Genomic DNA, 17,789 nt, shown 5'->3' with positions numbered 1-17,789 from the left:
TAGGGCAGCTTTTTTAATTATATAAATAGGTAATCTTAGTAGGTGTAGTTTTATATTTCTTCCATGTTTCACCCGCAACATTTCAGTTATAATTGGCGTAACTAAATTCATGGAGGCTATTTCTGTGCTCGTAGATGTAAAACATTTTATAAAAGCAGTAGGATTAACTGTTATCACATCGTTAAGTGGGGACAATACATTTACTCACAATTTTAAAACTGTAAAAAGCACTTTCACTACATACATAAAGAAGTTAAGATTAACCTTTTAATTTTATTTTTATAATTTAAATAGACACATTACTTAGGGGGGATAATTTGTTTACAATAGAAAATTACACAAATTCTTTAAAAAAAGGCCTCGAAGAAAAATCGGATGATTTGATTCGAAATATAAAAGAGACACTTCAGTTTAATTATTATGAAGGGATAGATATATTAGATTTCACAGCTTTTGTTCAGTCATTTGAAATGTCCGTTGTCATGTTTTCGATGGATAGAGGAGCAAATGAAGTTTTTTATGAAGGAAAGGATAGCAGTGTCTTTTCTGGTAGTCACGATTTGATAGATGATGTAGAATATTATAAATTCCATGATGACGAATCAGACGAATTTTGGGAGTTTTATGAAGAAAACGATGAAGCATTATCTGAAATTGAAACGAAAGCTATAGTGGAATGGTTTGCGATGTGCTGGAATAAAGCAGGTGGTACGAGCGTTAAATTACCGTCTTACTTTAGTTTTCATGATTATGATGAATGCTTTGATTTACATAACAGCAAATGGATTTCTGACGGCGACAAATGGTTTGATTAAATTTCAGAAACCCCAAAAATATTAAACCAGCAGGGAATGATTATTCACTCCCTGCTGGTTTTTTGCATTTAAAGGAGCCTTTGTGACAGTGTATTTTAAGTTATAGAAAAAAGATATAACGAGTAAGGAGAGAAGGTGTATACAAGGAGATGAATAAGATGATTAACAATACAATTCCAAGCTTTTTGAAGCTTTTGGAAAGCGATGATATAGGATTACATGACTTGAACAAATATTATGATATGCACCCAGAGGCATTCGAAGAGTATTTTAATTATCATTGTCCTAAGACGGAAGAACGTCTTTCTAGTACAATTAAAAAATATCCTGAAAAACTAAAAGACATCCGTATTATTTCGGAAACTTTACCATCTATTATTCAAGAAATTAGTGAGGAGTATCACATTCAATTTGGTTTTAATATAGATTTGACTTTTCATCTATTTGTAGGTGGATTTGGTTCTAATGCATTTGTGGAAAGGGAGATTATTGGGGATATATTTTTTGCGGCTGAGAAATTATCTCCTGTAAGGGAGCACCTCCGTGTTATCGTTGCTCATGAAATCGGACATATATATCATAATGTAGCATTACAAGAGAGTGGAATGGATTGGACTAAAGCAGAATGGAATGATGCCCCGGTAAGTTTATATCGTGAAGGGGTCGCGACCTATTTATCACAACTAATAGTTAAAGGTTTAAGTGAGTCCGTTTACTATTCATATAGTAGTAATGGTGATTCATCGTTACAATATTATAAAGAAATTGAAGAGAACATTAAGAAACGTTTTTTACAGGATTATGTTGAAGGATGGACAGTTGAAAAAGAGAAAGAATGGTTCCGTCTATCAGGAGGGACTTATTTCGGATACAACCGACTCGGTTATTTTTTAGGAAAATCATATATAGAGTATATGGTCCGTACTTTCGGAGAAACGGAAGCACTTACTTTTTGGGGGAAAAATAATTTGAGGAGTAGTGTTATGGAATGGTTACAAAAGTGAATATATTGAAGAGGGAGGTTGAAAATGATGAAAGTATATATGAAAGTACTTATATTTTTCCTAACTTTAACGTGTGTAGCGGCTTTAACCGCATGTACTAACGCTGAGGAAAAGAAGCAAACTAATTCAACATCAGAAAATAGTACGGAAAAAAAGAGCGATACGTCAGAAAAGAGTAAAAAGAATGAAGAGACTGCTCCCAAAAAAGAGAATGAACCTGTGGAAAAACCAAAAGGTCAAGAATCGGTAAAACCTTCAACGGAGTCTAATACGAAAAATACAGTGCTTAATCAAAAATCAATTAACCATGTAAAAGATTTATTTGAGCAAGCGAAAGAAGGTAAAGTACCTAACGTACCATATGCAGCTCATACAGGAGATATTGAAGAAATAGAGAAGGCATGGGGAAAGGCAGATAAGACTGAGCAAGCAGGAAACGGGATGTATGCAACTTTTACAAGTAAAAATGTAGCATTTGGCTTTAATAAAGGATCACAAGTCTTTGACGTACGCTCTTACCATTCAGAGCTCAAATCGATTACGTTACAAGAAATCGAAAAGGCTTTAGGAAAACCAGCGTCTGTTAAAGAAAATGGTAATGATAAAATTTATGTTTATAAAGTAAATGACCAGTTTGAATTGAAATTCGTAATTCCAAAATCGACTGGTAAAGTACATCATATTTCTGTGTTCTCACCGGAGGATAGTATTAATAAAATGGCAGGTTAAATGAAGAGCTGTTCCTATAGGGACAGCTCTTTTGTTTTGTTTCTTTCTAACGATTGAACAAAAAAAGCTTGAATGATACCACCGATTATTAATAAGAAGGCACAAATATAAAATAGAGTACTACCGCTTAATTTACTTAATAACAATGCACCTACAAAAGGCCCGCAAGTCCTTGAAATATCCCAATGTATACCGTATATAGAAAAATATAATCCGCGTCTATGACTTGGAGCGATTTGTGAAACGAATCGTAGTAAGTGATTCAAAGCTATACTTTGCCCAATTACTAAAAAGAGCAATGTGAAGAATAATGACCATATTGTTGTGGAATAACCGTAGCCAATCGCAGCTAACGTATAGCAAGTATAGGAAATAACAATGATTTTAGGCATAGAAAACTGTTCAGACCATTTCACAAGGGAAATTTGGAGAATCACTTCCATGACAGCTTTACAAGTTGAGATAAACACGAGTACAAATAGAAAATTTGGAAATACACTTTCGGCGAATATACGATAATTTGATTCGGTTTGGGCGTAGAAAAAACTAATCGGTAGCGTAGAAACCATAAGTCCAAACACAGCGTAATGCTTTGAAATAAATTGTTTTGGCGAATATACTTCTTTAGTTTTATTAACGTTTTTCATGAGTGGAGCTGTTTCAGGAAGCTGCGTCCAAACGAGAATAGCATATAGCGTAAGGGCTACACCTTGCAAAATAAATAAATACTCAGGGTGACTAGTATAGAAAAAGGCGCCGATTAATGGGCCAATTACAGAGCCGATTGCTCCCGTAGTATGCAGAACAGCAAATATTTCTGCCTGTTGTTCTTCCTTCGTTAAGTCAGCGATTTGTGCTCGCTGTGCCGGAATATATAAAGAGCGTCCAATACCATTTACTACATACAATAAGGCGAAAAAGGCGACCGATTCAGCAAAAACGAAGCCGCTTACGGCAAAAGCTTGTAAAAGTAATCCGAGTACCATTATTTTCTTTCGGCCGTATTTATCTGTTACACCCCCAGCGATTAATGTAAACACAATATCAGCGAGAGGCTGTAATCCGAAAAGAAGCATTGTAACGATGACATTACCATTTAACGCTTTATTAACGTGAACAATAAAAATGATAGCTAACATCGCTTCAGTCGTTCGGACTAACAATTCACCGAACAATCGAATGAGAATAGGCTTATTATAACGTTTTAAAAGATACTTCATTTTTATTTCCTCCTTTCTATATTGAAATGATAAGATGGAAGCCAGAAATGAAAAAGGGTAGAATGAAAGAGGAAGATTTTTCATCTTTTAGGGGGCGTTTTATGATTATTTTGGAGCAATATATGCACCTGTGGCTCCAGTATGGAAATGGGAAAGCAGAGGGAGAACAATTAGAAATAACAATACAAAATATATCTGAAACTTTATTTTGTACAGAGCGAAATAGTAAATTAATCATAAAAAAATTAGAAGAATTTAATTGGATTATGTGGTTTCCAGGCCGAGGGAGAGGAAATCGTTCAAAGTTGTTATTTCAAAAACATCCACTTTCTTTAATTTTAGAAAGAGGAAAAGAAATAACGAAACAAGGGGACGTAAAAAGTGGAAGTGCATTTATTGAAAGATATAGCTCGTATTTTCCATCACTTCAAACGCAATTTCAAACGTGGATTGATTCGATATTCGGTTATCAAGTCGAAAGGACATCTAAAGGGAGAAGAGATGTGCTACGTTTGCAAGTCCAAATGAATCTAGATATTGCATTAGATCCTGTATACGCTACGATGCGTTCGGAATGTCATATGGTAAAACATATATACGACACGTTAGTGTATATAGACGGAAATACAAACAGTGTAGAGCCAAGACTTGCGTTTTATTGGGAATATGATGACCAGAAATATATATGGACCTTCTACTTACGAAAAGGTGTTCAGTTTCATAACAGGAAAGAATTTACTGCTTATGACGTTGTACATACATTTAAACGATTCTTGAAAGCGAAAAATAATCCGCATGCGTGGATGTTACAGCACGTTGAAAGTTTACATATTCTTGATGACTACATTGTGCAGATTCGTTTATCTACAGATAATAAGCTGTTTTTACATGCTTTAAGTACAGAACAGTGTTCTATTGTAAATGAAGATGGAGATGGAAGGTTAATCGGTACTGGACCGTTTCGATTATGTGAAAAGAATGAGGATGTATTCGTATTAGAAGCAAATGATTTATATTTTCGCGAGCGACCATTTCTCGATCGAATTGAATTATGGAATGTAGAGCACAGCGTAAATACGTGCGATATTTTAGCGAAAGCACACTATAACAATATAGAAAAGCATCATAAAGAACTAACTAGACTTGAGTCGAATGTAACATACATTACATTAAATACCGCAAAAGAAGGACCTATGCAAAACACGATGTTTCGGAAAGCTCTATATAAAATCATTCATAGCAATGCACTTATCGAGGAATTGCAAGGAGCGCGCGGAGAAATAGCAGAAGAATTGGTTCTAACAAAGGGTGGCACTATACATATAAATGAGGACATATATACGCTTATTAAAGAGAGCTCTTACCGTAATGAAACACTGCGACTATATACATTTACAGAACAAGATCATGTTGAAGACTCATATTGGATACAAAAAGAGTGTGCGAAGTATGGCGTCACTATTGAAGTCATTTTTCTTGAAACAAAAGAGTTATTGCAAGCAAGTACGATACAAAAGGCTGATATAATACATGATAGTGCGACAATTAGTGAGCGTATTGAAGAAAGTTTACTATATATGTTTCTTACAAAAAACAGCTTTATTCATCAACATAGCAATATAAAATTTAACGAAGTATTGCAGTCTTATTTTATAGAGAATCAATTAGAGAAACGGATGACACTGTTACACAATATTGAAGACACATTGTTACGCCAAATTCATATTATTCCTTTATATCGTAACAAACAGCAAGTAAGTTCACACGAAAAAGTGCAAAATATAATGATTAATCCACAAGGTTGGATCGATTTTTATCAAATATGGTTTAAGCCTTGATATATAAAGGTTCTTATGCATTTTAGTAAGATGTGTAAGAACCTTTTTTGTATGGAAATGAAGTTTGTTTTGCACATTTTTACGCTACATGTTATAAAAGTTCATTTACAGCGTAACAGTGTTATGTTACATTGTTGTTAGGAAGGAGTGATATACAGTTGATTACAGATTTAATTTCAAAAAAAGATTTATTAGAGTTAACTGGTATTTCATACGGACAGTTATATAGGTGGAAGAGAAAAAATTTAATACCGGAAGATTGGTTTGTACGGAAGTCAACGTTCACAGGTCAGGAAACATTTTTTCCAAAAGAAAAGATATTAGAGCGTATTGATAAAATTCAAACGATGAAAGAGGATCTATCGCTTGATGAATTGGCAAATATGTTTTCACCAAGCGTAACAGAGATTCTTTTAGCAAAGGAAGATCTCATTCGTAAAGAAATTACATCAGAACCTGTTTTACAATTTTTCATGGAGCAAACGAACAAAACGGCAGATTTTCAATTTGCAGATATTCTTTATGTATACGTGTTAGAAGAACTTCTTCAATCAGGAGACGTTAGCTTAGAAGAAGGGAAAATGGTTTTACAAGTTTTACGTGAAAATTATGAAGCGATTAAACATAAAAATTGTGACTTAGTTATTATTCGGAAGTTAGGGATTTCTACATGTTTCTTAGTATCAAGCGTTGAGGATTTAATTTTTGAAAAGGGAACAAAGATTGTTTTACGTGTAGCAATTATGAAATATACCGAAGCATTAAAAACTAAACTGTTGTAGTGGAGGAGAAATAATGCGTACAGAAAATTTAATTATAAACGGATATGGTTCATCAAACGGTGGAGAGTTTCATAAAGTGCAACTAAATGGAAAAGGAACTGTTAATGGAAACGTTGAGTGCGACCAATTTGAATGTAATGGTTACGGAATTGTTACTGGTGATTTGAAAAGTAGCGATGCGAGAATTAGCGGATCAGGTAAAGTTGAGGGTACAGTTAGTGCGGAAATGATGCGAATCGATGGGAAAGGGACAATTACACAAGATGTAAAGGCGACCACTTTAAAAATTGCAGGAAAAGGGACGATAGGTGGTAATGTAACTGGTGAAGAATTTAAAATCAATGGTCAAGCGACGATTGATGGTAATTGTGAAGTTGATATTTTTTCTTCAGAAGGGCAATTTACAGTTGGTGGATTATTAAGCGCAGATGAAATTAATATAAATATTCATGGTACATGTAGAGCGAAAGAAATTGGTGGCCAAACCATTAAAGTAAAACATAGATTGAGTGCTTTTAGTAGACTATTTAAAACAGTATTTGGCTTACAGTTAGAAGCTGAACTGCTAGAAGGTGACAATATCGATATTGATTATGCTCACATTAAAACAGTAAGGGGAAACAATGTTACTGTAGGGCCGAACTGTGAGATTGAACTAATTGAATATACTGGGGTTCTTACTGTTGATAAAAGTGCAAATGTAAAAGAAATTAAGCAAGTTTAAGTTTAAAAGGGAGAGAGGAATCGGTATGGAAAATCAACATAGTCTTACTGTAAATGGATCAGGTAGCTCAGCAGGTGGAGATTATAACAAAGTAAAGATACGCGGCGAGGGAACAATCTCTAATCATATGAGTTGTAATGATTTTAAAACGTATGGTACGAGTGAAGTACGTGGCAATATGAAAGCGAAAAATTATGTCGTGTATGGAGATAGTGAAGTACAGGGGAATATGGAGGCGGAATATGTAAAAGTATATGGCAATGCCCAAGTACAAGGCGACGGACAAATTAATAAAACAAAAGTTAGAGGTATGATAGAATTTAAAGGGAAGCTATCCGGTGATTTCGTAGATGTGAAAGGCGCTTTAAATGTAAAGGGAGATATAGAAGTAGAGGAATTATTACTAACTGGTGGTCTTGAAAGTGATGGTTTGCTTAATGCTGAAAATATTGAAATCTCACTTCGTTATGAAGGAAGTAAAGTGAGAGAAATCGGTGGGAAAAAGATTACAGTACGTAAAAAAGCGAGATTTATTCCTTTTACAAGTCATGCAGGAAGCCTTCAAACATCAATTATTGAAGGGGATGATATTTATTTAGAACATACAATAGCAGACGTAGTAAGAGGAAATCATGTTATAATTGGCCCTGGCTGTGAAATTAGTGTAGTAGAATATCACACTAGTTTTAATCAGAAAGGTAATGCAGTCGTAAAAGAACATAAACAAATATAAGTAGTATGAGGGAGAGCAAGGTTATGGTTGAGAAGAATAATAAGCTCGGTTTTGTTGTGGCGGGCTTATTGCTAGGGATTTTAATGGCATCAATGGATAATACCATTGTCGTAACAGCGATGGGAACAATCGTTGGTGATTTAGGAGGTCTTGAAAACTTTGTATGGGTTGTTTCTGCATATATGGTTGCAGAAATGGCAGGTATGCCGATTTTCGGTAAACTATCAGATATGTATGGTAGAAAGAGATTCTTTATTTTCGGTTTAATCGTCTTTATGATTGGTTCGGCACTTTGTGGTACTGCTGAAAATATTACACAGTTAGGTATTTATCGTGCCATTCAAGGTATTGGCGGCGGGGCACTAGTGCCGATCGCATTTACTATCGTTTTTGATATTTTCCCTCCAGAAAAGCGCGGGAAAATGGGTGGTTTATTCGGAGCAGTATTTGGTTTATCAAGTATTTTCGGGCCATTACTTGGCGCATATATTACGGATTATATTAGCTGGCACTGGGTGTTTTATATTAACTTACCACTTGGAATTTTAGCACTTATTTTTATTACATTATTTTATAAAGAGTCACGAGTTCATAGAGAACAAAAGATTGATTGGTTTGGCGCAATTACTTTAGTTGGTGCAGTAGTTTGTTTAATGTTCGCCTTAGAATTAGGCGGACAAAAGTATGATTGGGATTCTAGCTTTATTTTAAGTTTATTTGCTGGGTTCGCTATTTTAGTAATTGCTTTTATTGTTATTGAACGAAAAGTAGAAGAACCAATCATTTCATTTGAGATGTTTAAACAACGTCTATTCGGAATGAGTACAATCATTGCCTTATGTTACGGGGCGGCATTTATGTCAGCAACTGTGTACATTCCGTTATTTATTCAAGGTGTATACGGTGGTACGGCAACAAACTCAGGATTATTGTTATTACCAATGATGTTAGGATCAGTAGTTACAGCGCAGTTAGGTGGATTTTTAACATCGAAACTTAGCTACCGAAACATTATGATTATTTCTGCTGTAATTATGCTAATCGGATTATTCTTATTAAGTACATTAACGCCAGAAACAAGTCGTATATTATTAACAATTTATATGGTTATTATCGGTTTTGGAGTTGGTTTCTCATTCTCTGTACTAAGTATGGCTGCTATTCATAACTTCGGTATGGAGCAACGCGGTTCTGCGACTTCAACGAGTAACTTCATTCGTTCATTAGGTATGACACTTGGTATTACAATCTTCGGAATGATTCAAAGAACTGGTTTCCAGGATCAATTAGAAGAATCGTTTAAAGGTATGAGCGGGGGAATGAATACAAACGCTTTAGGAGATTCAAGAGCTATTCTATCAGAATCGGCAAGATCTCAAATTCCGCCGCAAATATTAGATAAAATTATTGAAGCTCTCTCTAGTTCAATCGTTCAGACATTTATGTGGGCGTTAGTCCCCGCAAGTTTAGCGTTCGTATTCGTTTTCTTTATGGGAAATGAGCGCATGGTATATAAAAAAGAACAAAACAAGGTGAAAAGTGAAACATCAAAAGCATAAAGAAAAAGCTCCTTTCAATTTTGAAAGGAGCTTTTTCTTATGTACGGAGTCGAATTAGCCTTCGATAATTTCGTATTCTTCGTCTGCTAATAATAAAATTTGTGTTTTCTTACCTTTGTTTTGAACTTCGATTACATCATATGTACCTAAGTCTCTTAGCTTGCTTTGAGAAGCGTTAACCATAACTTCCATAGAATCAATTAAGATATCTTCTTCAACGTATGATTCAGGTAATGCCATATCTTCAGTATCTAATACACATGTATATAGATTTTGTAAGTTCTCAGCAGTTGGGTTTTGTTCCTCAACATCAATGATGTTTTTTACTGCTTCCATATTTTCTTCTTTTACTTGATATACTTTAATTTTAGTCATTGTTTTAATCTCCTTTATTACGTAATCTTAGAGGCTGCATCTCATTATAACGCTTTTTCATTGAAAGATGAAATTGTTATATGTATTTATAGTAAAAATTATGTGTTATTACTTATTATTGGTGTAATTTCCATATTGATGTTAGGCGTAACTAATTATATCCTTACGTTAAAATTATATTGTCCAAGCTTTTCATATATCCCGCTCATATTATGTGTATTAGATAAAAACATATAGGGAAGGGATTGAATGTAAGTGGATTGCGAGCCGAAACGAAATTGTCAATGTTGTCAAAATAGTATATGTGAATTTTTGAAAAGTTTAGATCCTTATTCTAGGATTGAGAGTATCACAATAGACGGAAACGAAATAGTTGTATCATATTTCATTTCATTTAATGAGATAAAAGGTATAGTTTCATTTGCACAAGAAGACAATGAGGTAATATTTGTAGATTGTTCAAGGATTGATGCGATTCGAATAGGAAAAGTGTGTAGTTGTAAAGCGAAAGTTAAATTTATTGAAGAGGATTTTAGTCTCCTTGGAAATGTTTGTCCACAGTGTTTAACGGAGGGAAGTACACTCTTTTTCGATTTTTATAATTCTGAATTGAATTTATCTCTACAAGCAAAAACAATTGATGCGCCTAGATGTATTGAATTTACAGATGAACTTGGGAATGTAGTAAAGCAAATTACAATAGTAGGTGAAGCGATTGTTTCTAAAGATTTTGTTCAAGTGCCAGAACTACTAGATTTCCGATTGCTTTTATCGCATCCAGCTGGGGATCCTTTGAACTATGGATTGCTATTTATTAATTTCCCTGATGTTACTTTTATTATTATTTTAGTATCAAGCGGATACCTTTCCATTTCGAACTGTTTAAAAATAGAGAGTGGAACTGGCAATGCCGAAATAGAAGAGATGAAAAAAATGATAGTGGATGACAATAATACGTACAAGTCGATTATTAAGTTGACCAAAATATATAAAAATGGTGCGACGGAATCTTTTATTTCTAAGAAGGAGCTATAACGTACCTATTGATTAATCCTCTTAAAATATACGAGGCGGATTGTAGTAACGGAAGAAATCGCTTTGTTAGTATGGATGTTAGAAGTAAATAGGATGGCTAGTTGTACTAATAATTGCTATTTGTAATTTAAATATAGTGACGGAGGAACATACAATATTGGTAAAGCAATTAAGAAAAGGGCTATTAAAGCAGCCCTTTTCTTAATTATGTAAAATAGCTATTGGTAGTGTTTATTGAGTTTACATAGTTATTCAAAATTGATATCAAGTTTAATCAAGAATTAATTTATTTACTAAATTCTTTTTGAGCTCCCATATAGCTTCCGATGATATTTTGATAACTTGGAAGATGCTTAGCAAGTAAAGCTCCAAAGCCTTCAACATCATTTCGCCAGTCACGCTGTAATTCTGCTGCAACGCTAAACCAATTCATTAGATGGACTCCTCCGTGAGCCATGCGCATAAGGGCAGCATCAGCAACTTGTTTACTAAAAGTTCCAGATGCATCCGTTACAACAAATACCTCATACCCTGCATTTATAGCTGATAGAGCTGGGAACGCAACACAAACATCAGTAACGACACCTGCGATAATTAACTGTTTTTTACCGGTTGCTTCAATAGCTTTTACAAATTCATCATTGTCCCACGCGTTAATTTGTCCAGGACGCGCTATTTTAGGCGCATTTGGAAATAGTTCGATTAATTGCTGCATGAGTGGACCATTAGGACCGTCTTCGAAGCTAGTTGTTAAAATAACAGGTAAATCAAAAAACTTAGCGGTATTCGCAAGAGCTAAAACATTATTCTTGAATTCATCAACACCATAGTCACGCACTAGACTGGAAATAAGACCTGTTTGATGATCCACTAGAAGAACCGCGGCATCACTTTTTGAAAGACGAGAATACAAATCAGACATTTAATAATCCCCCTTAAAAAGTTTATTTATAAATCAATCTTACAGTTATTAATCTTGATTTGGTATACATGCAAAAATTTATCAATAAATAGGTTTCATTAGAATATTAAGATGCTTTTATTTTATGTTGAGGAATTACAAATTTTTCGTTTTGGTGAACAATGTATTTATTGAGTAAATAGTAATGTTTTTACCTGTAAATAGAAAATGAGATATGAGGATTAAAATGAATCTGAAAATAGCAATTCTTGATTGGTAAATCATTTCAATGAAATTAGATGTTATAATAAAATTGAATTTATGTATAATTTATAATCATTTGATATTTTAGAGTTGAGTTTCATAGACATTTACTTAGAAAATAAATAAGTGTGTATAAGAATACTAATAAAAGTTAACTCATGAAAATGTTGAGTCTAGTTGATTTTAAAGAAAGCGGGAATGTAAATGATATATGAGGCAAAAATACATACAAGAAAAAAATTAGTTTCTATGTTCGAGGATTTTAATAATGTTGTTCTACTTTCTTATTTACAAGGACATATGGGCAATGCCTGGGTGAACGATCTTGAAAACCCGACAGTAGCGCAAATTACGGTAGGGATTTTCACATTTTACGCTGGGGATCCAAATGCAAAAGAGACAGAAGAGTTATTACGTAACATCCCTGAAAGAATTTTAGTAATCGTAAATAGTGATCAATGGAAAAAGCGTTTAGAAACATTCCATGAAAGAAAAATAGATAAGTTTTTACGATATAAATTTAAAAGAAATGCAGAAGTGTTTAATCGCTCAAAATTACAATCTTTTATAACTGCACTTCCAAAAGGATATGAATTAAGAAAAATAGATGAGCATATCGCAAATAATCCAACATTACACAACGTTTCTGAAGATTTTACAAGTCAATTTCGATCAATAGATGATTATGTAAATCGAGGTATAGGTTATAGCATTTTGTATAATGGAGAAGTCGTATGCGGTGCATCATCATATAGTATTTATAATGATGGTATTGAAATTGAAGTTGCTACTGATCTTGATCATAGAAGAAAGGGATTGGCAACTGTAGTTTGTGCGACCTTAATATTGGATTGTTTAGAAAAGGGGAGGTATCCAAACTGGGACGCAGCGAATAGTACTTCTGTCAAATTAGCAGAAAAGCTAGGGTATGTTTTTGATAAGGCATATGATACTTATTTTGTAAATAATAAGTGAATGAACGGGAGCGTGTACGGATTGTACAATGTCATAAGACTAGTAAATTAACGTTTAGTAGTCTTATTTTTTATAATTGCAAACAAAAACTAAACTATCCAAAGATAAAAAGGTATTAAAAGAGATGTTAATAAATGAAATTAAGGGAAAAGAATGACGACAAGATTGGTTTCCTAAGAAGAGTTGATAAATTTTAGTGAAAAATTTGAGAATAAAACAATGATATTAATGATAAGGATGAAGGGATTCCGCAAGAATTTGGGTATAAAAACCGACTTTTTTTAGTCGGTTTTTATTTTTTTCAACAGTAGAGTGATACTAATATTGATTTTTCTTCTATTACTAGTGAATATAATTAACACATCAGTTCCTACTTCCACGATGAGGGTTCAGAAATTCTCTTTTTATATAGGTAGATAATCATAAAGGCTTAATATATTAAGTTATGTGTGTTTAACTAACAATAAATTTGCTATTTTTTTGTAAATGATGAAAGTAACTATTATACAAACCCACGCATTAATAGAAGAGATACATATACAGTATAGAGAGTTAAAAAACTCCAAAATATTGTATAAAGGAGATTATAAAATATGAGCGAACAATGCCCAATTAATGTACCATGTCAGGTAGATGGACAAACTCAAACGCCATTAAGTGATGCAGCTGCAACACCAATTCTTACTCCAGGAACACCGATTGTAAAAATACCAGTTGTATTAGCAGAAAGAACAATTCAAATTGTTGTAGAATCTGATATTTCATTAGATCCTCCAGCAACTGAGATTAAACGTGTGTTAAAAAATGTATTTTTAACACAATGTAAGTTAGTTCCTGTAGCATTTACTCCAGTACCAGGTACAAATTACCGCCGAGTTACAAGAGCAAAATTATTTGTACAAGGATATATTCGTAAAAATATTGAATATGCAAATGATGAGTGTAATGGAGTGCTATATGATCGTATTGCAAATGTTCCATTTTCTGGTTTTGCAGATTTAACAGCAGCTGATTTTCTATCACAAGCTGTAGTAGCTTCTTCCTCAGATACTACATCTCACTTTATTAATCCTAAAAATGGTGATTTACCACGTTTAGACAAATACTTCTTCGAAAATACAGTTTTTTATAATGAACAACCATATTGTGAATTAGTAAGCGCACAATTTTTCGAATTAGACTTTTCACCTTGTCCAACAGAATTAAACGAGCCATTTGGAACTCTTCGTGAAAAAATTGTACTAGATCTTACTTTAAAAGTTTTACAAGTACAACAAGTACAAGTATAAGACTAAAAAAGCATTGTCTTTAATAAAAAGACAATGTCTTTTTTATTATTATAAAACATATATAATGATGGAATGGTCGCGTACAAAAAGCATATTTTTATGAATTTCATCAGATGGGGGGATGGTGATGAATAAGCCATGGGTTGGTAAGGAAATATGGAACAAAGTTTACAAATGGAAAATGCTGAATGTTCAAGATGATTCGCGCGAAATAAGAGAAAAAAAGGAAAGTAAAGAAACAGAGTCAAAAAAAGAAGATAAAGCAATGGGAATAGAGGAAGAAAGTAAAGAAACAGAGTCAAAAAAAGAAGATAAAGCAATGGGGATAGAGAAAGAAAGTAAAGAAACAGAGTCAAAAAAAGAAGATAAAGTAATTGGAATAGAGAAAGAGAGTGAAAAAACTGGATTAACAAAAGAAAATAAAGCGATTGGATTAGAGGAAGAAGAGGTGAAAATTGAATCAGTAAAAGAATATGAAGAAAGAGAATTAGAGAAAGAAGAAATAGCAATTGAATCAAACAAAGAAAGTGAAGAGACTGAACCAGCAAAAGAAAATAAAGTGATTGGATTAGAGAAAGTAGAAGTAGCAAATGAATCAGAGAAAAAAAGTGAAGAAACTGAATCAAAGAGAGAAAGTATAGGTTTAGGATCAAAAATAGAGACTTCAGTGCATTCAATGGTAGTGAAAACGCCATTTTCTATTATTTCAGAAGTGTCTAGCTTTAAAGTATTTCCAAAAATAAATGTGAAAAATCAAGATGCATTTGTATTTCGAAATGAAAAAGATGCGGAGGGGCGTGAATTAGATTCTAAGTTATTAACTACAGTGCAACAGTATCATTCGGAGGCTTATTGTAAATTAGTTTTTTTAAATCTTCATGAAAAGAGAGTGCTTGTTGAATTATATAATCAAAAAGTTAAAGGGAATAATGAAGAGAATAAGGTAGAGACATCTTCATGGATTCCTATTCACAGCATAATATTAGAGAGTGAAAATGGGGGAGAAGTAAGTAATTATATAACAGCGAGACTACCAATAGAAATAGGAAGATATAAAGGTGAAATTAGTTTACGAGAAAAAGTTATATTTAAAGAAAAAGTCATAGGAATAAAAGAGGTGGAACAGGAGATTATTTTGACAAAAACCGAATTTTTAGTACCACAAGTAAAAAAGAATGGACAAAATACATTTAAAGTTGAAAAAGGGAGCTTATTGGTAGAAGGATATATATATCAATGTATTGAATACATATCAGAACAAAGTACATTTCATGACAATGTGTATCAGTTAGTACAAAATATTATATTGGAATTAATCATTCAAGTGATACAAGAACAGGAAGTACAAGTGCGAATTACATAAAAATGATTATATTCCCTTGATTAGCTCATTATTTTTATTCGTAGCGTATCGATGCGTATTCTTTTGTAAATCATTCAGTGCTATAGAATATCCTCCAAACAGTTTATCTTCAATGAATTCATTTTCATATTTATGAAGGATGATATTGTTGCTAGCTAGGATAGTTACTTAATCGTATGAATTTCTTCAGGTTTATGCTTTAAAAAAGTGCTAACAAGTTTGTAAACGTTCTTGCTAACACTTATTTAAAACGGACATAAAATTGGCGTAAATGTTGTTTGATTAATGAAGCTAATTAAATAACATAGATAATTACATCTTATAACCTAGGGTGTAATGTAAAGTATATTCACTCCTTTTTTACAAAACTCACAATTTAAATAGTAAAACATGTTTATCGTAATTTTCCAAACACCAATTATATTTTTTTAGAATAATTGGGTGGACAACTTCTTTCGTAGTATCGACTTCAGTATAGCCGTATTTTTTATAAAAGCTTTCTAGTTCTTCAAAAGGAAGACAATACACATTTTGTATTTGTAATTTTTTCGCAGTTTGTACTAAAAATGAAACGAGTTTCCCAGCTAATTGTAGACCTCTAAATTTAGGGAGAATAAAAATTCCGCCCATTTCAATAGTACCTTCATCTATTTGGACTAAACGTCCAACACCTGCATACTCGTTGTTATATGTAATGATCGCAGCTGTGTCTCGTGTTAAATCACTTGGTACAAATCCTATCGATTCATAGTGATTATTAATCCATTCTAAATCATTAGATGTAGCTAGTTGAATACTCATATGTATCCTCCCTCAGAAAAAATGTAATATTCTCATTATACACAGTGTAATAACTTGTAAAAAGAGGTTAAAATGAAATCATTTTTATTTGCAGTTCAAGTTTTGAATAATAGTGCATACAATATAAAGTCTTTTCCTTTCTTCATTTAAGTTTTACGTATATAATTTAAAAGTAATATTTTTATTTTATTTTTTTATATATTTATAACAGAATAGAGGTTTAAAAATGGGCGTTAAAATCATTACGGATAGTGCGGCGGATTTACCGGTAGAATTGCTGCAAGCATATGATATTGATTTAATTCCACTCCGTGTATATGATGAAGCAGAAACAGAGTATTTAGATGGGGTTACATTAAAATCGGTTACATTACTGCAAAAAATGAGAGAAGGCGCAGTTTATAAAACGTCATTGCCTTCACTTGAAACATTCCAAGAAAAATTTGTTTCCTATGCAAAAGAAGGTAACCCTTGTATATATTTAGCTTTTTCATCTGAATTGTCTGGTACATATCAATCGTCAGTTCTCATTAAAAAAGAAGTGAAAGAAACATACACTGATTTAGATTTAGAAATTATCGATACAAAATGTGCCTCACTCGGTCAGGGTATTGTCGTATTAGAGGCTGCAAAAATGGCAAAAGAGGGCGCATCAAAAGAAGAAATATTAAACCGTGTCGCTTTTCTAATGGAGCATATGGAGCATATCTTCACTGTAGCTGACTTACAGTACCTTGTTAGAGGTGGACGTTTAAGTAAAGTAGCCGGTTTCATCGGTGGTTTGCTAAACATTAAGCCAATCTTAAATGTGGATGAAGGAAAACTTATACCACTTGAAAAGGTACGAGGGAAAAAGAAAGTATTAAGCCGAATTGTTGATATTATGGAAGAGCGCGGGAAAGACCTTAAAGGTCAAACAATCGGTATGACTCACGGTGATGATTTAGAAACGGCCGAAGCATTAAAAGCATTAATTACTGAAAGATTTGGCTGTGAAGTATTTATCGTAAATACAATTGGAGCCGCAATCGGAGCGCATACAGGACCAGGTGCGTTAACATTGTTCTTCTTAAATGAAGTAGAGTAAAGGATTGATCTTTTGATCAATCCTTTTTTCTTTAAATTAAATATAGAATTTATTATTTATGAGTGCTTTGTTTTTTAGGTAAGAAGGTATAAAGGAAACAAGTGAAGGCTAGTATTAAACTAAATGTTTCAGTATCATCAACTACTAAACCATTGTTCCACTGATAAAGGAAGGATGCTAGTATTAAAAGAGTTGCGGATCCTCCAGAATATCTTACTATTTTTCGTGTTGAATGGTTTTTAGGTTTTATAATCATATTTGTCATCCTTTCGTATTTACTGAATAATTCGACAAA

The 17,789-nt window shown here is 33.1% G+C and carries 18 protein-coding genes; 14 read left to right on the top strand and 4 right to left on the bottom strand.

Going from position 1 to position 17,789, the window contains the following annotated elements:
- Positions 1-124 precede the first annotated feature (124 nt).
- The 4 genes from MKY90_RS14495 (at position 125) to MKY90_RS14480 (ending at position 2,548) form a co-directional block, all read left to right on the top strand.
- On the top strand, positions 125-271 hold the full coding sequence (locus tag MKY90_RS14495; RefSeq protein ID WP_098168356.1) for a chorismate mutase: 147 nt from the start codon (positions 125-127) through the stop codon (positions 269-271).
- A 46-nt stretch (positions 272-317) separates the two neighbouring features.
- Positions 318-815: a hypothetical protein gene (locus MKY90_RS14490; RefSeq protein ID WP_002168189.1), complete on the top strand. Its 498-nt coding sequence runs from the start codon at positions 318-320 to the stop codon at positions 813-815.
- Between the two features lie 158 nt (positions 816-973).
- A complete protein-coding gene (locus MKY90_RS14485) occupies positions 974-1,819 on the top strand; it encodes an aminopeptidase (protein WP_098168355.1) in 846 nt (281 codons plus the stop codon).
- 24 nt (positions 1,820-1,843) lie between these two features.
- The gene (locus MKY90_RS14480; protein WP_003189720.1) at positions 1,844-2,548 is read left to right on the top strand and encodes a YjgB family protein; all 705 of its coding nucleotides are present in this window, start codon (positions 1,844-1,846) and stop codon (positions 2,546-2,548) included.
- Between the two features lie 14 nt (positions 2,549-2,562).
- Here the strand turns inward: MKY90_RS14480 and MKY90_RS14475 are convergent, their stop codons facing one another.
- Positions 2,563-3,768: an MDR family MFS transporter gene (locus tag MKY90_RS14475; RefSeq protein ID WP_098168354.1), complete on the bottom strand. Its 1,206-nt coding sequence runs from the start codon at positions 3,766-3,768 to the stop codon at positions 2,563-2,565.
- A 62-nt stretch (positions 3,769-3,830) separates the two neighbouring features.
- On the opposite strand from MKY90_RS14475, the gene MKY90_RS14470 reads away from it, so the two are divergent.
- The 5 genes from MKY90_RS14470 (at position 3,831) to MKY90_RS14450 (ending at position 9,404) form a co-directional block, all read left to right on the top strand.
- The gene (locus MKY90_RS14470; RefSeq protein ID WP_098168384.1) at positions 3,831-5,606 is read left to right on the top strand and encodes an SgrR family transcriptional regulator; all 1,776 of its coding nucleotides are present in this window, start codon (positions 3,831-3,833) and stop codon (positions 5,604-5,606) included.
- A gap of 158 nt (positions 5,607-5,764) precedes the next feature.
- Positions 5,765-6,388: a YhbD family protein gene (locus MKY90_RS14465; RefSeq protein ID WP_002189908.1), complete on the top strand. Its 624-nt coding sequence runs from the start codon at positions 5,765-5,767 to the stop codon at positions 6,386-6,388.
- Positions 6,389-6,401: 13 nt separating this feature from the next.
- Positions 6,402-7,112 (top strand): bactofilin family protein, encoded by a 711-nt coding sequence (locus tag MKY90_RS14460; RefSeq protein ID WP_002189907.1) that lies wholly within the window; start codon positions 6,402-6,404, stop codon positions 7,110-7,112.
- Between the two features lie 25 nt (positions 7,113-7,137).
- Positions 7,138-7,845 carry a polymer-forming cytoskeletal protein gene (locus MKY90_RS14455; RefSeq protein WP_016101229.1) on the top strand — a complete coding sequence of 236 codons (708 nt, stop codon included), beginning with the start codon at positions 7,138-7,140 and terminating at the stop codon, positions 7,843-7,845.
- A gap of 23 nt (positions 7,846-7,868) precedes the next feature.
- Positions 7,869-9,404, top strand: coding sequence for an MDR family MFS transporter (locus tag MKY90_RS14450; protein WP_012261118.1), 1,536 nt, complete (start codon positions 7,869-7,871; stop codon positions 9,402-9,404).
- A gap of 54 nt (positions 9,405-9,458) precedes the next feature.
- Here MKY90_RS14450 and MKY90_RS14445 read toward each other — a convergent pair whose 3' ends face one another.
- Entirely contained in the window at positions 9,459-9,779 is a 321-nt protein-coding gene (locus MKY90_RS14445) for a hypothetical protein (RefSeq protein WP_002032538.1), read from the bottom strand.
- 255 nt (positions 9,780-10,034) lie between these two features.
- On the opposite strand from MKY90_RS14445, the gene MKY90_RS14440 reads away from it, so the two are divergent.
- Positions 10,035-10,814, top strand: a complete 780-nt coding sequence (locus MKY90_RS14440; RefSeq protein ID WP_098168353.1) for a BC_2878 family exosporium-associated protein — start codon at positions 10,035-10,037, stop codon at positions 10,812-10,814.
- Positions 10,815-11,100: 286 nt separating this feature from the next.
- Here the strand turns inward: MKY90_RS14440 and ycaC are convergent, their stop codons facing one another.
- Complete coding sequence (gene ycaC, locus MKY90_RS14435; protein ID WP_098168352.1) at positions 11,101-11,736, bottom strand: isochorismate family cysteine hydrolase YcaC; 636 nt, start codon at positions 11,734-11,736, stop codon at positions 11,101-11,103.
- A gap of 447 nt (positions 11,737-12,183) precedes the next feature.
- On the opposite strand from ycaC, the gene MKY90_RS14430 reads away from it, so the two are divergent.
- The 3 genes from MKY90_RS14430 (at position 12,184) to MKY90_RS14420 (ending at position 15,606) form a co-directional block, all read left to right on the top strand.
- Positions 12,184-12,954 (top strand): GNAT family N-acetyltransferase, encoded by a 771-nt coding sequence (locus tag MKY90_RS14430; RefSeq protein ID WP_002013350.1) that lies wholly within the window; start codon positions 12,184-12,186, stop codon positions 12,952-12,954.
- A 593-nt stretch (positions 12,955-13,547) separates the two neighbouring features.
- Positions 13,548-14,243: a CsxC family protein gene (locus MKY90_RS14425; RefSeq protein ID WP_002013348.1), complete on the top strand. Its 696-nt coding sequence runs from the start codon at positions 13,548-13,550 to the stop codon at positions 14,241-14,243.
- A 127-nt stretch (positions 14,244-14,370) separates the two neighbouring features.
- Positions 14,371-15,606 (top strand): BC_2427 family protein, encoded by a 1,236-nt coding sequence (locus MKY90_RS14420; protein ID WP_098168350.1) that lies wholly within the window; start codon positions 14,371-14,373, stop codon positions 15,604-15,606.
- A gap of 369 nt (positions 15,607-15,975) precedes the next feature.
- Here the strand turns inward: MKY90_RS14420 and MKY90_RS14415 are convergent, their stop codons facing one another.
- A complete protein-coding gene (locus MKY90_RS14415) occupies positions 15,976-16,407 on the bottom strand; it encodes a GNAT family N-acetyltransferase (RefSeq protein ID WP_098168349.1) in 432 nt (143 codons plus the stop codon).
- A 226-nt stretch (positions 16,408-16,633) separates the two neighbouring features.
- On the opposite strand from MKY90_RS14415, the gene MKY90_RS14410 reads away from it, so the two are divergent.
- On the top strand, positions 16,634-17,494 hold the full coding sequence (locus MKY90_RS14410) for a DegV family protein (protein ID WP_098168348.1): 861 nt from the start codon (positions 16,634-16,636) through the stop codon (positions 17,492-17,494).
- Positions 17,495-17,789: the final 295 nt, after the last annotated feature.

Source organism: Bacillus sp. FSL P2-0099 (genome assembly GCF_038007445.1).
Classification (GTDB): Bacteria; Bacillota; Bacilli; order Bacillales; family Bacillaceae_G; genus Bacillus_A; species Bacillus_A mycoides.
This window is presented reverse-complemented; position numbering and strand designations above follow the sequence as displayed.

What these genes read in the sequence shown, in the direction of transcription:
- MKY90_RS14455 (WP_016101229.1), top strand. Translation starts at nt 7,138, where the DNA reads ATGGAAAATCAACATAGTCTTACTGTAAATGGATCAGGTAGCTCAGCA.
- MKY90_RS14425 (WP_002013348.1), top strand. Translation starts at nt 13,548, where the DNA reads ATGAGCGAACAATGCCCAATTAATGTACCATGTCAGGTAGATGGACAA.
- MKY90_RS14450 (WP_012261118.1), top strand. Translation starts at nt 7,869, where the DNA reads ATGGTTGAGAAGAATAATAAGCTCGGTTTTGTTGTGGCGGGCTTATTG.
- MKY90_RS14410 (WP_098168348.1), top strand. Translation starts at nt 16,634, where the DNA reads ATGGGCGTTAAAATCATTACGGATAGTGCGGCGGATTTACCGGTAGAA.
- MKY90_RS14460 (WP_002189907.1), top strand. Translation starts at nt 6,402, where the DNA reads ATGCGTACAGAAAATTTAATTATAAACGGATATGGTTCATCAAACGGT.
- MKY90_RS14420 (WP_098168350.1), top strand. Translation starts at nt 14,371, where the DNA reads ATGAATAAGCCATGGGTTGGTAAGGAAATATGGAACAAAGTTTACAAA.
- MKY90_RS14485 (WP_098168355.1), top strand. Translation starts at nt 974, where the DNA reads ATGATTAACAATACAATTCCAAGCTTTTTGAAGCTTTTGGAAAGCGAT.
- MKY90_RS14470 (WP_098168384.1), top strand. Translation starts at nt 3,831, where the DNA reads ATGAAAGAGGAAGATTTTTCATCTTTTAGGGGGCGTTTTATGATTATT.
- MKY90_RS14430 (WP_002013350.1), top strand. Translation starts at nt 12,184, where the DNA reads ATGATATATGAGGCAAAAATACATACAAGAAAAAAATTAGTTTCTATG.
- MKY90_RS14445 (WP_002032538.1), bottom strand. Translation starts at nt 9,779, where the DNA reads ATGACTAAAATTAAAGTATATCAAGTAAAAGAAGAAAATATGGAAGCA.
- ycaC (WP_098168352.1), bottom strand. Translation starts at nt 11,736, where the DNA reads ATGTCTGATTTGTATTCTCGTCTTTCAAAAAGTGATGCCGCGGTTCTT.
- MKY90_RS14415 (WP_098168349.1), bottom strand. Translation starts at nt 16,407, where the DNA reads ATGAGTATTCAACTAGCTACATCTAATGATTTAGAATGGATTAATAAT.
- MKY90_RS14475 (WP_098168354.1), bottom strand. Translation starts at nt 3,768, where the DNA reads ATGAAGTATCTTTTAAAACGTTATAATAAGCCTATTCTCATTCGATTG.
- MKY90_RS14480 (WP_003189720.1), top strand. Translation starts at nt 1,844, where the DNA reads ATGATGAAAGTATATATGAAAGTACTTATATTTTTCCTAACTTTAACG.